11 protein-coding genes and 2 pseudogenes are annotated in these 12,143 nt (G+C 55.7%); 2 read left to right on the top strand and 11 right to left on the bottom strand.

The genetic code is table 11. The features are described 5' to 3' along the window. Nucleotides 1–49: 49 nt before the first annotated feature. The 5 genes and pseudogenes from glnA to TAMC210_RS13070 form a co-directional block, all read right to left on the bottom strand. Nucleotides 50–1,390, bottom strand: coding sequence for a type I glutamate--ammonia ligase (gene glnA, locus TAMC210_RS13090; protein WP_173299265.1), 1,341 nt, complete (start codon nt 1,388–1,390; stop codon nt 50–52). A 117-nt stretch (nt 1,391–1,507) separates the two neighbouring features. Next, nucleotides 1,508–2,023: a hypothetical protein gene (locus TAMC210_RS13085; protein WP_173299264.1), complete on the bottom strand. Its 516-nt coding sequence runs from the start codon at nt 2,021–2,023 to the stop codon at nt 1,508–1,510. A 123-nt stretch (nt 2,024–2,146) separates the two neighbouring features. Continuing rightward, nucleotides 2,147–2,818: pseudogene (locus tag TAMC210_RS13080) on the bottom strand (solute symporter family protein); the annotation flags it as partial. Between the two features lie 250 nt (nt 2,819–3,068). Continuing rightward, nucleotides 3,069–5,018 (bottom strand): acetate--CoA ligase, encoded by a 1,950-nt coding sequence (gene acs, locus TAMC210_RS13075; protein ID WP_173299262.1) that lies wholly within the window; start codon nt 5,016–5,018, stop codon nt 3,069–3,071. 450 nt (nt 5,019–5,468) lie between these two features. After that, on the bottom strand, nt 5,469–5,606 hold the full coding sequence (locus tag TAMC210_RS13070) for a hypothetical protein (protein ID WP_173299261.1): 138 nt from the start codon (nt 5,604–5,606) through the stop codon (nt 5,469–5,471). An 89-nt stretch (nt 5,607–5,695) separates the two neighbouring features. Between TAMC210_RS13070 and TAMC210_RS13065 the strand changes: the two genes are divergently transcribed. Further along, nucleotides 5,696–6,550: an SDH family Clp fold serine proteinase gene (locus TAMC210_RS13065; RefSeq protein ID WP_173299260.1), complete on the top strand. Its 855-nt coding sequence runs from the start codon at nt 5,696–5,698 to the stop codon at nt 6,548–6,550. Between the two features lie 78 nt (nt 6,551–6,628). Here TAMC210_RS13065 and TAMC210_RS13060 read toward each other — a convergent pair whose 3' ends face one another. The 5 genes and pseudogenes from TAMC210_RS13060 to TAMC210_RS13040 form a co-directional block, all read right to left on the bottom strand. Then, nucleotides 6,629–6,985: a spore coat protein gene (locus TAMC210_RS13060; protein WP_173299259.1), complete on the bottom strand. Its 357-nt coding sequence runs from the start codon at nt 6,983–6,985 to the stop codon at nt 6,629–6,631. Between the two features lie 16 nt (nt 6,986–7,001). Further along, a complete protein-coding gene (locus TAMC210_RS13055) occupies nt 7,002–7,202 on the bottom strand; it encodes a spore coat protein (protein ID WP_173299258.1) in 201 nt (66 codons plus the stop codon). 81 nt (nt 7,203–7,283) lie between these two features. Beyond that, a pseudogene (locus TAMC210_RS13050) lies at nt 7,284–7,466 on the bottom strand (glutaredoxin family protein); the annotation flags it as partial. A gap of 370 nt (nt 7,467–7,836) precedes the next feature. Continuing rightward, complete coding sequence (locus TAMC210_RS13045; RefSeq protein WP_173299256.1) at nt 7,837–9,258, bottom strand: aspartate aminotransferase family protein; 1,422 nt, start codon at nt 9,256–9,258, stop codon at nt 7,837–7,839. 118 nt (nt 9,259–9,376) lie between these two features. Then, nucleotides 9,377–10,723, bottom strand: coding sequence for a radical SAM protein (locus TAMC210_RS13040; protein ID WP_173299255.1), 1,347 nt, complete (start codon nt 10,721–10,723; stop codon nt 9,377–9,379). 215 nt (nt 10,724–10,938) lie between these two features. On the opposite strand from TAMC210_RS13040, the gene TAMC210_RS13035 reads away from it, so the two are divergent. Continuing rightward, complete coding sequence (locus TAMC210_RS13035; protein WP_173299254.1) at nt 10,939–11,169, top strand: DUF1657 domain-containing protein; 231 nt, start codon at nt 10,939–10,941, stop codon at nt 11,167–11,169. 78 nt (nt 11,170–11,247) lie between these two features. Here the strand turns inward: TAMC210_RS13035 and TAMC210_RS13030 are convergent, their stop codons facing one another. Then, entirely contained in the window at nt 11,248–12,063 is an 816-nt protein-coding gene (locus tag TAMC210_RS13030; protein WP_173299253.1) for a Gmad2 immunoglobulin-like domain-containing protein, read from the bottom strand. Between the last annotated feature and the right edge of the window lie 80 nt (nt 12,064–12,143).

Genomic DNA, 12,143 nt, shown 5'->3' with positions numbered 1-12,143 from the left:
CCGGCGCCGATAATGGCAATTCTGTAACCCACAGGCACTCCCCCTAGAATTAGAACTTGGTCAGGTAGTGTTCAATTTCCCAAGGGTGGACGCAGGTCCGATACTGCTCGCACTCAATACGCTTGGCTTCCATAAAACGTTCGTAAATATGAGGTCCCAGGGCGTCCTGGATGACTGGATCCTCTTCCAGCGCTGCCAGGGCCTCCTCCAAACTGGTGGGTAAGGTTTGGATCCCCAGCCGCTTACGTTCTTCTTCAGTCATATGAAAAATATTTCCGTTAACAGGCGGCGGCGGGGAAATCCTGTTCTTAATGCCGTCGAGGCCGGCCTTAAGAATAACCGCAATGGCCAGATAAGGGTTGCAGGAAGGATCCGGATTGCGTACCTCCAGGCGCGTGGACAAACCGCGCTTGGCCGGCACACGTATAAGAGGACTCCTATTCTTAGGCGACCAGGCGATATATATAGGTGCTTCAAAGCCCGATACCAAGCGCTTATAAGAGTTGACAGTGGGATTGGTAATAGCCGCCATGGCCCGGGCATGGGCCATCAGGCCGCCGAGGAAATAGTAGGCCGTTTCGCTTAGCTCAAGGTCTCCCTGGGGATCATAAAAGGCGTTTTGCCCGTCTCTGAATAGGGAAATATTACAGTGCATGCCCGATCCCGCAATGCCGTAAATAGGTTTAGGCATAAAGGTAGCATGCAGGCCGTGGTTCTGGGCAATAGTGCGTACTACGAATTTGAAGGTAACGATGTTATCAGCCGTTCTCAAGGCATCGGCATATTTGAAATCTATTTCATGCTGGCCAGGTGCCACTTCGTGGTGGGAGGCTTCCACCTCGAAACCCATTTTTTCCAGGGTAACCACCATATCCCGTCGGGCCTCTTCCCCCAGGTCTACCGGGGTCAAATCGAAGTAGCCGCCGCGGTCATGGGTTTCCAGGGTCGGCCGTCCGTGGGCATCAGTATGGAACAAGAAAAACTCGGCTTCCGGGCCCACATTCATGGTAAACCCCATGGCCTCGGCCTCGGCCAGAACGCGCTTCAAAGTATTCCGCGGGCAACCGATAAAAGGCGTTCCATCGGGATTATAAATATCGCATATAAGGCGGGCCACCGTACCTTCATGGGGCCGCCAAGGGAATACCGTAAAGGTCGAGGGATCCGGGTACAAATACATGTCGGATTCCTCTATGCGTACAAAACCTTCGATGGAAGAACCGTCAAACATAAGCTCATTATTTAACGCCTTGGGCAGCTGTCCAACCGGAATGGCCACGTTTTTAAGTACACCAAAGATATCGGTAAACTGCAAGCGGACGAACTTTACTCCCAGCTCTTCAGCCTGTTGCAAAATTCTCGCCCGGGTGTCGATCCCGGCTTCCGCCATACTTCCACAATCCCCCTTCCAAAAGAGGAAAGCGCCTAGGCAGGCGCCTCCCGGTACACGCCATGATTATATCTTACCTCTGTCTATTCTTCAACAAATTTTTTATCTTGGGACGGCCTAGCGCAGGTGCTCTAGAATCTGCAGCAGGCGGAAAGCCGGCTCATCGGTAATCTTAATATTTTGCCTTGCCACCTCCATCAAGCGTCTAATGCGGGCGGTATATTCCTTATTTATAATAAACTGCACCTCTGCTCCCTGGTCGGCAAAAGAGGAAGCCAGCCGGGCAAAGCCGCCGGCCAGGCCCCGGGACACCACCGGGGACCACAGCATAAAGATGCACTTCCGTTCGGGAAAATTTTGGGCCGCAAAACGAAGGGCTCGCCGGATTTTATGTTCCACCCTGGCCAAAGTAGCGTTATTCCCGTTGCCGTAAAGCATGCCCCGCAGGTGGGTGGCCACCTCGCAGAGGTAGACCCTCTCGCCCGCCTGGTCAAGGGCTATAACATCGATCTCTCCTTGTTCTTCCTCCAACTGGCAATTATAAACCACGATCTTGCAGTTCTCCACGTATTTGAAATAAGACCCTACCAGGCTTTCGCCTATATCCACCTCATAAGAGCCCCCTTTAGACAACCTCCTTGCTCCAGAAAGTGTTTCCGGCCGGGCCGACCAGCATACACAAAATGGGGGACCAAAAAAGCAGCCCCTGGGGGCTGCTCGGGAAATACCATCCGGTAGGGTTGACGGAGTTCGGGGCTATTCTGCTCGGACGGCTAGGTAGGTCCTGAGCTGCTGCTCCTCAAACTTGACTTCGGCCTGGCGATCCGGGAATAGCAGCGATCCCAGGAAGGCCACTGCAAATCCCACAGGCATCGATACCACCGCCGGGTTATTCAGAGGAAAGATTGCCTGTTGGTGTTTGAGTATGTCTACCCAGACCGTAGGACTAAGGATTATCAGCAACGTGGCCAGGACGGCTCCCGCTACGATAGAAGCGGCAGCACCTGTGGTGCTCAATCGGCGCCAGATGATGGATAGCAACAGCGCCGGGAAGTTGCCACTGGCAGCCACCGCAAAGGCCAGACCGACCATGAAGGCTACGTTCTGCCCTTTGAAGAAAATGCCCAGCAGGATGGCCGCGAGGCCCACCGCCACCGTCGCCACTCTGGCCACCCTCACCTGTTCCTGCTCGCCCGCCTGCCCGCGCCTTATGACGTTAACGTAGATGTCGTGGGATAAGGCAGAGGCTCCGGAAAGGGTGAGGCCGGCGACTACGGCCAGAATAGTGGCCAAGGCCACGGCGGCGATGAACCCGAGGAAGGGCGTCCCTCCCAAGAGCTCAGCCAGCAGGGGGGCGGCCATGTTACCGCCCTTGTCGATACTTCTGATGAGTTCCCGGCCCACGAGGACAGAAGCGCCGAAGCCTAGGTAGTAGCCTCCCCTATTCTGCGTGCCGCCGTTGTCCTGGAAAGACCCAGCATGAGGATAAATCCGTAATACATTAAGAAAACTGAGGACGACAAAATAGCCGCTGTCAGCCACCTGCCGGCCACCAGGTTCCTAAACTCCTTAGCTCTGACCATCTTCCTTTCTGCACCGTTCACGGAATCCCCCCCTTTTCACCTTCTCCATAAAATCGCTTATCCTTTGTGCCCCCTCGCCGGCCGTCGAAGGCGGCCTAATCTTCTTCGCTTCCGTACCGCTCTTTTAGCTCCTTCACTACCCCTGGATCGGCCAGAGTAGTCGTATCCCCCAGGACGCGACCCTCGGCAATATCCCGCAACAGGCGGCGCATAATCTTCCCGCTTCTGGTTTTGGGCAGTTCGGCGGTGAAAAAGACGTCATCCGGTCTGGCCAGGGCGCCGATCTTCCGTGCCACGTGGGCCTTAAGCTCTCCGGCCAGCTCGGGGGTTCCTTCCACGCCTTCCTTAGGGGTGACAAAGGCCACCACCGCCTGCCCCTTGACCTCGTGGGCCTTACCGATGACTGCCGCCTCGGCCACCGCCGGGTGGTCAACTAGGGCGCTTTCCACCTCCGCCGTGCCGATCCGGTGGCCGGAAATGTTCAACACATCATCCACCCTTCCGAGCATCCAGATATAGCCGTCGGCGTCCCGGCGGGCGCCGTCGCCGGTGAAATACATGTTGGGAAAGCGGCTCCAGTATTGTTGTACATACCGGCCGGGATCCCCGTAAATGGTCCGGAGCATGGCCGGCCAGGGAGATTTCACCACCAGGTATCCCGCACCGACTGGTACCGGTTGGCCGTGCTCGTTGACCACATCGACATCTACCCCCGGAAAGGCGAAACTCACCGATCCCGGTTTTAGATCGGTAATGCCGGGCAAGGGAGTAATTAAATGCATACCCGTCTCCGTTTGCCACCAGGTATCTACTATGGGGCATTTCTCCTGCCCGATATGGCGGTAATACCACATCCACGCCTCGGGGTTAATGGGTTCGCCCACCGTCCCGAGGAGCCGCAGGCTGGACAGATCGTGCCGCGCGGGGTAGTCCGGGCCCCAGCGCATAAAGGTTCTAATGGCCGTTGGTGCGGTATAGAGGATGTTCACCCCGTACTTCTCTACAATCTGCCACCACCGGTCCCGGTCGGGGTAGTCCGGCGCCCCCTCGTACAGGAGGGTAGTGGCACCGTTGGACAGCGGACCGTAGACTACATAACTATGGCCGGTTATCCAGCCGATGTCCGCCGTGCACCAGTACACATCAGTATCTTTAATATCAAACACCCATTTGGTGGTCACGTGGACCCCCAGGAGGTAACCGGCCGTGGTGTGCACTACCCCCTTGGGTTTCCCGGTAGTGCCGCTGGTGTAAAGGATGAAAAGCATATCCTCGGCCTCGTGGCCTTCACCCGGGCAATATGGCGAAGCTCTTCCCACTACCTCTTCCCACCAGAGGTCGCGACCGGGCGTGAAGGGAACGGGCTCTCCGGTACGGCGCACTACGATTACTTTCTCCACCGACGGGCTCTGCGCCAGGGCCAGGTCGGCGTTCTCTTTCAGGGGTACCACTTTGCCCCGCCGGTATCCCCCGTCGGCAGTGATAAGGACCTTCGCCTGGGCATCGTTGAGCCGGTCGCGCAAGGCCTCGGCGCTGAACCCGCCGAAGACCACGCTATGCACCGCGCCCAAGCGGGCACAGGCCAACATAGCAATAACCGCCTCCGGGATCATGGGAAGGTAGATGCCCACCCGGTCCCCCTTGCGCACCCCCAGTCGCTGCAGGGCGTTGGCGACCCTGTTTACTTCCCGCAGGAGTTCGCCGTAAGTGTAAAGACGTGTGTCGCCGGGTTCACCCTCCCAAATGAGGGCCACCTTGTTACGGCGAAAACCGGCGGCATGGCGGTCCAAGCAATTGACGGCCGCATTAAGCCGCCCGCCCACAAACCACTGGGCAAAGGGCGGATTCCACTCCAGCACTTTGTCCCATTTTTTATGCCACAGCAGCTCTTCTTCTGCCAGCCGTGCCCAAAATTCCTGGGGGTCTGCCGCAGCTTCCTGGTAAACCCGGGTATTCTTTACATTGGCTTGCAGCTTGAACTTCGCCGGCGGCGCAATAATTTGCTCCTCTTTCCATAAGGATTCCAGGGCCTTGATTTGGGCCATAATTCTTCCCTCCCAACTTAAAGCCTCCAAAGAGAGTAATAGTTGGCTATACGAAAATCCTCGGTATGCCGCAACCGGTCCGCAGCCTTTCCCTCCCACCCCCAGCCATTAGCCTTATTAATTTGAATATATAATAAATATTCTGTTCACTGTTAAGCAACTTTTTTGCTATCTTATATTTTCTTTGGAACTATATCGTTTTTCCTCCTTAGATCCCTCTTCCCCTCTCTCCGGCACCGTAGGGGCGGTCCCGGCTATCTTTTTTTAACATCAATGTCAACCGATGGGGTCCCTTGCAAAGATTTTTAACAGGCACAAGTTATGGGTGTCAAGGGAAATCCAGCAAACGGAAGGTTTTTGCTCCCGGAGGGTTTGGGGGTAATGGGGAAAGTTTCACATGGGCCGCACCCCCGCCTCCCAACCCGCCTGTCACCCCGTTGACGCCGCTCCTTAACCCTTGACTTCCGGTCTAATGCTTTTCAAGTTCCGCTCCTGCCGGCTGCCCGCCAGCCTGGTACAACTCCCGGTCACCACCCCCTTTAGTAGCTTTAAAGCCAGTTCCAGCCCCTCGTCTTCCCTCCGGGCCACCGGCCCTGAAGCACTGATAGGCCGCAGACTTGCTTCTTTAAGAAGGCATAAACCCGGAACCCTTACTATATACTAACTACGCAGGAGGGATGTCAGTGGATTTCTTGGGCCTTATATGGTTAATCTTTCTCCTTTCGGCTTTCCTACCCATGCTGCACCAGAAAAAGATCGAAGGAGCTCGCCTCCGCCTCATCCGGAGCTTTGAAAGGAAGCGGGGGGCGCGCCTCATCACCCTTATCCACCGCCAGGAGGCTCTGAGTTTTCTGGGCATCCCCCTGAGCCGGTACATCAATATCGAAGATTCGGAGCAGCTCCTGCGGGCCATTCGCCTTACGCCCGACGATATGCCCATTGACTTGGTGCTCCACACCCCCGGGGGGCTGGTCCTGGCGGCCGAGCAGATCGCCCACGCCATCCTCAAACACCAGGGAAAAGTCACCGTCTTCGTACCCCACTATGCCATGTCGGGCGGCACCCTCATCGCCCTGGCGGCCGACGAAATCGTCATGGATGAAAACGCGGTCTTGGGCCCTGTGGACCCCCAGCTGGGCCAGTACCCCGCCGCCTCTATCCTACAGGTGTTGGCCCAGAAACCCATAAATGAAATTGACGACCACACCGTCATCCTTGCCGACATGGCCCGTAAAGCCATGAAACAGGTACGGGAAAGCCTCACCCGTCTCCTGGCGGAAAAGATGGACCGCGCCAGGGCCGAGGAATTGGCCACCGTTTTGAGCGAAGGCCGTTGGACCCACGATTATCCCATAACAGTGGACGAATTAATCGAAATGGGCCTCCCGGTGAAGGTGGGGCTGCCCCGGGAAATATACCAGCTCATGGAGCTCTACCCCCAGCCTGCAGGCCGGCGTCCTTCGGTACAGTATGTTCCTCTCCCTTACGGGCGGGAAGACGGCACACCCGTTCCCTCTAAGGGAAATAAATAAAGGCCCTCGCCCCTAAAAAGCGGGCAAAGGCCCCTCGTTTTAGTGTCCGACTTGTACCGGCCAGAATCAATATCGTGGTTAGAAGCCCCCCGGCCCCATTTGGCCTGGGCTAATACCCTGGCCCGGATAGACCCCCGGGCTAGGCCCCATTCCTGCTTGGGTCTGAAGCTTCGTGGATTCTTGCCTTAGCTGCTGGTGGACCTGATTGATGTCCTGCGTATTGGCCATTTGCAGGTTGTACCATCCATGGGTCTGCATGGCATTGAATACCATTTTGAGATAGTTTTGCTCATCCTGGTATACACTGAAGAAATCGCGCAGCAGGCTATCATTGGCACATTCCGTAATCGCATGGTTGTAGCTAGAAGCTAGAAACTTCTGGCTGGCCAGGCAATCGCTGGCCATGGCCTTGTCATCCATTCCCGGAATGGGCACGGCTATTCCCCCTTCTTTACATTAGTTGCTGACCACCCAGGTGGCGGACAAGGGTATTATAGTGGCGCTGGTGGGCCTGTTGGAGGGAACTAAACAGCTGCTTGAGTTGAGGATCGCTGCACTGGGCTGCGTAAACACCGCATTTCTGGATCATGAGAAGCTCCGAGCTCAAATTTTCACGGAGTTGCATCAATTCCGCCTGGGTTAAACCCGGCATAGAGGTTCCCCCTTTCGGTATTGTCCGATTTCATTCTAAGTTTTCCCCTCTAGCCGGGTCTTATTCGTTCGGCCGCAACGTCTAATGGAGCATTTTCTCCAAACGCTGCGGGTCGAACCCCACTACAAACTCTTTCCCAAATACAGTGGTGGGAACGGCCATGAAGCCCGTGCGCCGGTGCATTTCCTCCTGGGCCTTTTCATCCCGCGTTATATCCTTTTCTTGAAAGTCTACGCCTTTACGGGAAAGAAACTCTTTCACCGAAGCGCATGCAGGTCAGGTTGGTGTAGTGTATACAACGACTTCAGTGGGCATACCCTCATACCTCCCGGTAGACTTGTCCTGCTCCCGAAGCATTCTTCGTGCCGGAGGGGCGCGGGTTGCTGAGGGGCTCGTCGGCAACTCGCAAGGGTCCCCGGCACCCACCGGCCGGGTTCATAGCCCGTTCAAAATTCAATACTGTACTGGTGGCCAGCCGGAGGTCCCGTAGGCCCGGCTACCTTGGGCCCGGCCTCCCCGACGGCCAGCACGGCTTGCCCATAGTCGCCCTATGCTATTCTCCCCGGCATCCTCATATTTCCTTCGGAAATAGCAGGCCTTTTTCTTAGTTTGCCGGGCAGGGCCAGAGCTTATACTAAGCTTTCTTTTTAAAAAGGGAACCCAACGCCGTGCGAGTGCTGTCCAGGGCCACGCTGAGAAATCCCCTCTGGACCAGGATTTCCTCCAGGGCACCCAGCACTGTTTCTATATCTTCCCGGCCGACCACCAGGGGAGGTTCCAACCGAATAACGTTAGGATTGTTTAGAGTGTATGCGGTGATAATCCGATACTTGTTCATAAGCTGGCCCGCCACGAGGGACCCGAAATACTCCCGGGAAAGCTCGTTCACTTTCCCCAGGGTCAAGCGGTCCAGAAGGCCCCCCGCAGGGGTGTTAAACTCCAGCCCTATCAACAAACCGCGGCCGCGCACTTCTTTAAGAAGGGGCGACTTTTTCTGGAGACGCCGCAGTCCTTCCAGGAAAAAACGCCCTTTTTCCCTTGCCTGCCCGGCCAGATCCTGGTTTACGACACTTTGAACAGCAGCCAGGCCTGCTGCCATAGCCAAAGTATTGCCCCCAAAGGTAGAAGTATGGAGGGCATAATTCTCCAGTCCGCCGTAAGCTTTGTCCCAGATGTCCGGACGGGTTATGTAAGCGCCCAGGGGCATAACCCCCCCGCCCAAGGACTTGGCCAGACACATAATGTCGGGTACCACCCCGTCATGTTCACAGGCAAAGAGATAGCCCGTCCGCCCAAAACCCGTCTGGATCTCGTCCACGATGAGCAGGCTGCCGTATTTATCGCAAAGTTCCCTCGCCCGAGCCAGATATCCGTCTTCGGGAACAATAACCCCTCCCTCTCCCTGGATGGGCTCCACGATAAAGGCCGCCACATCGCCTTTAGCCAGTTTCCCCTCCAGGGCGGCCGCATCGTTAAAGGGTACGGCCTCACAGCCGGGCACTAGCGGGGCAAAGGGTTTTTGATATTTGCGGCGTCCTGTCACCGACAGGGAACCGAGGGTTTTGCCGTGAAAAGAATTTTCACAGTAAATGATTTTAGGCCGGCCCGTAGCCGCCCTGGCGAGCTTCAGGGCTCCCTCCACGGCTTCCGTCCCGCTGTTACAGAAGAAAACGCGGCTTAAGTCCCCCGGTGTAATCTGGGCCAGGTTATGGGCAAGGGCGGCGGCCAGAGGATTTAAGGAAGCCTGCAGGAGGTTGGGGCGCTCCCTTACTTCTTCCAGTGCGGCCACCACCTCCGGAGGGTTATGGCCCAGGTTTAAAGCACCGTAGGCTCCCAAAAAGTCCAGGTAACGATGGCCTTCTCGGTCCCACACGTAGGCGCCCTGGGCCCGGACGAATTGTTTGTCAAAATCCAGGAGGCTCAAAAGCCCCGCCAGACCGGGATTTATGTAGCGCTTGTAATAATCCCTCGTTTCCTGGCGGCCGAAATTCAGGGCTTCCTGCAGCCCGAGGATGTTGTATTGCCCGTGCACCACTTGTTTCCCCTGCCTTTTCAAATAGATGGTACATGAATAATTAAGTCTATTTTAGCACCACGGATACAAAAACGCCAAGCTCACAGCTTGGCGCCGATTTCCCTAGCTCCATATCCCAGGGCTGCGGGGTTTTCCGCCCTCAAACAGAAGTTTTCTCCTCCCAGATCCGATCCGCGATGCCAGCCCAGGCGCGAGCATAAGGCTCCATTTTAGCGGCAAATTCATCGATAGTTTCGTCATCGTGCAGTTGGGTAGACCGGGCTCCAGACTCGTGGACAATTTCCCTTAGCATCTCGGGATTGTCAATCAAGGGACACGGACGCCGCAGGTTGGGGCTGAAGGGCTGGCGCTTCTGGTAGGCGCGGAAAAGGGGATTCTGCAGGGCCTCCTCCAGGCTGAGCTCCTTAATGTTGCAGGTGCTGTAGTGGACGAAGGCACAGGGCTCTACTTCCCCGGCCGCGTTGATGTGGAAGTAGCGCCTCCCGCCCGCAATGCACCCGTTGCTGGCCTCCCCGTCGTTCCAAAAATCCACCAGGAAAATGGGCTTGGTCTGGCGAAAATGGGTTATTTGTTCGAACATCCACGCCCTCTGCTCGGGAGTGGCCATGAGCTCCAGGTCTACATCTTTACCGATGGGGATGTAAGTGAAAAACCACACAAAGGCCACCCCTTTATCCACCAACATATCGATGAAGGCCTCGCTGCCCACTTCTTCGGTGTTCTTGCGGGTATAAGTGACCGACGCGCCGAAAATTGTACCCGCTTCCCGCAAGAGATCCATGGCCCGCATAACTTTCTGGAATACTCCTTTACCCCGCCTGGCGTCCGTGGTTTCCTCAAAGCCCTCCATGCTGATGGCCACAGTGATGTTGCCCAACCGGACCATTTCCTCCACGAACTTCTCATCGATTAAGGTGCCGTTGGTAAAAAGGTGGAATACCTGGTCCCGGTGCCTTTCGGCTAAAGTTAGGATATCTGCCTTTCGCAGCAGGGGTTCTCCCCCGGACATGACGGTGAAATAAATACCCAACTTTTCTCCTTCGCTGATTATGCGGTCCATAGTAGCCAGATCCAGCTCGTGGGTGCGAGCATAGTCACCGGCCCAGCAACCCAGGCAATTCAGATTGCACTTTTCCGTAGGATCCATCAAGATGGCCCAGGGAACCGCCACTCCCAGCTTAGCCGCCCATTCCTTCTGCCGGGGAACGCCGATAAAGGTCGCATTCACGAAAAAGTTTATGGACAAACGCTGGCGTATATTGGGATGGGTGCTAGTAAGCAGCCGCTGGGCATACTTGTACCAGTTGCTGTCTTTGTCCTGCAGCGCCCGTTTTACACTGGCAACCATTTCCCGGTGATGGGAATCCCGCGCCAACTTCTCCGCAACCGCTAACAACCCGCCTATGTTCCGCTCCGGATTCCGCAGAATAAACTTAATACCCTGCTGCAGAACCTTTTCCCCTACCACCGTTTCGGCAAGCTTCATTCCCGGCTCCTCCCCTCTGCTGGTCTTATCCCCACTAAGCCCTGTTAATATATACAGCCCCTTAATACCCAAAAGACCAATTTTTATTTTAATTATAGATCTCTCTGCCAGGAATAGCAATTGTCTCCGCCGGAGCATGAAATACCCCTCATAAAGCAAACGGTCGCCGCTCACACTAACCTTGACAGGGACTAAACTCAGAGGAGGTTTCTCCTATGACCATCGGTACCCGCATGCACCAGTGTCTGACCTCGCTGGAAGGGGCGGTAGCCGACCTGAAGAACTTTGCCCTGGAGACCGAGGATGCCAATGCTAAGAAACAGTTTACTGATTATGCCAATCAAATCGAAAACATCGCCCAGGGCCTCAAAGGTCGCGTCAACTATATAGAAAGCCAGGAGCCCCAGTACAAGGTCTACCAGCAGGCCCGACACCAGGAGCAGTAACGTCCCTGGCAAAAGGAGCCCCCAAAGGGGGCTCCTTTTATAAATTCTCCTCTGCACCAAAACCGGCCTGGGCCTAGGCTACTCTATTTCTATCGTTACAATATCCTGGTGAGAGCCGTCTTTAGGGCTGGCGTGATACAATTGCAGCCGGGCGGCCGACGGTGGGAGGTTGTGAATCTCCACTTGGAAAAATCCCCAATCAGGTGCGCCCGACGCAGCCATGGTGTATCCTCGGTCGAGCACATTACCGGCGGCGTCCTGGAGCTCGTAATTCAAATTTGCCTCAAAAACTCTGGCTATACCGCTGACCCTGATATTACTGCCATTTACATGGCAAGAGAGCAGCCGGATGTTTCCCTCTCCCCGGGCTAGGTAGTTGTCCTTAAGGCCCACCACACGGGGTATATACTCCATCCTTCCGTCAACCTCCCTAAATTGAACGTCCGCAAACCTGCCCCTTATTTTTCCCACTGCGTAGGGATGAGTTATAACTTCGGCCACTGCACTGCCCTCCGGCGGATCTTTAAAAGACACGGAGGCCACCGCGCCATCGCCTTCGGCCACGATCTCCTTAATCTCCACCGTGTAACCCGCCGTGGGCTTCATACCCCGGCTCACAACGATAAAGGTTTCATCCCCAACCGCAACCCACGCCCCACCTTCAATTGTTTTCATTGTCTCTATGAGGTCTTGAACTTCCCGGGGATAAGTCTGGGGCGTGGTTTGGGAGCTCTCATCACTACTTACAGGGGTATCAGGAGCGTTAACCTGACTGTCTATCGCCCCCGATGGTGAAATAGCATTGCTTTGATATTCCGCTTTTTCTGTTTTATCAATAAAGCCACATCCGGCCAAGGAAACAACGAGCAAGGCGACTAAAAGGCTTCGTATCATTTCCAAACCTCCTGAGCATAGTGCCGGCCCGGGCCGGGTGTCGCCAGTTGGGAGACCCATACTTAGCCTGGCCGTTCGTT

This window comes from Thermanaeromonas sp. C210 (assembly GCF_013167955.1).
Classification (GTDB): Bacteria; Bacillota; DSM-521; order Neomoorellales; family Neomoorellaceae; genus UBA12545.
Note: the sequence above shows the minus strand (reverse complement) of the source record. Positions and strands in the feature narration are given on the sequence as shown.